This window comes from Acidiferrobacteraceae bacterium (assembly GCA_037388825.1).
GTDB lineage: Bacteria > Pseudomonadota > Gammaproteobacteria > Acidiferrobacterales > JAJDNE01 > JARRJV01.
In genome coordinates this window covers 14,166-15,989 of sequence record JARRJV010000039.1, presented here as the reverse complement: position 1 = coordinate 15,989, position 1,824 = coordinate 14,166, and the positions used below count along the sequence as shown (strand labels likewise).

Below are 1,824 nucleotides of genomic sequence, written 5' to 3'. Positions count from 1 at the left end.
GAATTAAGCCAATTTGGCCATAGAATGTTCTTTACCATCAATTCACGGCAATAGATTCATCCACGCTCGTTAGCGCGGGGAGGCTGCCAGGTGGCATATTCTCCTGGTTATCGTGGACAGGTGGCATCAAAAACCTTCAGGCCGCGTGATTCTGCTTCCTCGCGCACGGAACGCGCCACCCCATGGGCGCTGAACACCACCGTGGCCCCATCGGGGACCTCGTCCAGCTCATCGACGAAGATCGCGCCCTGGTCGCGCAGCGAATCGACGACAAAACGGTTGTGCACCACCTCGTGACGCACATAGATCGGCGGACCAAACAGTTCCAGCGCGCGCTCGACGATGACGACGGCGCGATCAACTCCGGCACAGAAGCCGCGGGGATTGGCGAGCAGTATTTCCATGGGTCGTGAAATTCTACGCCTGGCGTTCGGGGTTCTCCACCGCCAGGATCTCGGCGAAACCGACGACCTGTCCCGGCTCCAGTTCCATGTCCGCCGGGAATTCCTCGCGCGGAATGTTTTGTACGTTTTCCGGGTCCAGCGGCGCCGGACCATAGGCCTCCATGGCCGGAACCTCGAACGTGGCCTGCTGACCCGCTTCCATGCCCAGCAGCCGCTGCTCCAGCCCGGGAATCACCTCGCCACTGCCAATGACGAATTCGAACGGCTCCTCTTCCTCGCGCGTGCTGTCTACCAGGTACTTGTCCTGCACCAGGCGCAGGGTGAAGTGCAGCGTGACCCGCGAACCGGTTTCAATGGGCATGATTTCCGGTCTCCGTTGAACGCGGCCGCAACAGGGACACGCCGATGACATCGAGGGCAAGGAGTATGGCGCCCACGGTGATGGCGCTGTCGGCCAGGTTGAACACCCAGAACGACCAGTCGCCGATGTGAAACTGGATAAAATCGATTACATGTCCAAGGCGAATCCGGTCTATCAGGTTACCCAAAGCCCCGCCGAGAATCATCCACAGACCGATCCGGGTCTGGAACTCCCGCGGACCCAGGGAGCGGATCATCAGGACAATGATCACGGAAACCACCACGGCGATGATCATGAACATGATGTTCTGCCAGCCGCCGGCCTGGTCCAGAAAGCCGAACGCGGAACCCCGGTTGTAGGACAGCACGAGATTCAGCACCGGCAATACGCGCACCGGTGCCGCCAGCAGTTCCTTTACTACCCAGAACTTGCTCACCTGGTCGAGTACCACGACCACAATTGCGATCCAGCCCCAACGAAACATCAGGCGAACTCCCGGGTTTCGCCGGCGTCGGTGGCGACATTGCTGGCGCAACGCCCGCAAATCTGCGGATGGGCCGGGTCGCGGCCGACATCCTCGCGATGGTGCCAGCAGCGGATGCACTTCTCATGGGCCGATGGCGCGACCGCGATGAACAGGCCATCGAGTTCACACGGCGCCGCTTCGTCGCCGCGACCCTCAAGCCCGTGCACACGCGCATAGGAGGTTATGAAGACGAAACGGAGTTCGTCACCCAGGCGATCAAGCACTTCCTTCAGTTCCGGCGTGCAGTACAGATCCACCTCGGCGTCCAGGGAGGATCCAATGCCGCCGGCGACACGCAGGCGCTCCAGTTCGCGACTCACCTGTTCGCGCACCTGAATAATGGTATCCCAGAACTGGTGCCCCATGCCGCGTTCGATGTCTTCCCCATGGGAAGGAGGCAACTCGTACCAGGTTTCGAGCAGCACGGACTCGCCACGTTCACCCGGCATGAAACGCCAGATCTCCTCGGCGGTAAAACTCAGGATGGGCGCGAACCAGCGCACCAATGCCTCGAGGATGTGATACATGGCGGT

3 protein-coding genes and 1 pseudogene are annotated in these 1,824 nt (G+C 60.7%); all 4 read right to left on the bottom strand.

What is annotated here, in order from left to right; all coding sequences use genetic code 11:
* Positions 1-113: 113 nt before the first annotated feature.
* A pseudogene (gene ispH / locus P8X48_08525) lies at positions 114-404 on the bottom strand (4-hydroxy-3-methylbut-2-enyl diphosphate reductase).
* 13 nt (positions 405-417) lie between these two features.
* Complete coding sequence (locus P8X48_08520; protein ID MEJ2107357.1) at positions 418-765, bottom strand: FKBP-type peptidyl-prolyl cis-trans isomerase; 348 nt, start codon at positions 763-765, stop codon at positions 418-420.
* Complete coding sequence (lspA, locus tag P8X48_08515) at positions 755-1,249, bottom strand: signal peptidase II (GenBank protein MEJ2107356.1); 495 nt, start codon at positions 1,247-1,249, stop codon at positions 755-757. Before lspA ends, P8X48_08520 begins: the two co-directional genes overlap by 11 nt.
* Positions 1,249-1,824: class I tRNA ligase family protein (locus P8X48_08510; GenBank protein MEJ2107355.1), on the bottom strand; the 576-nt coding region annotated here is incomplete at its 5' end. The genes lspA and P8X48_08510, both read right to left, overlap by 1 nt.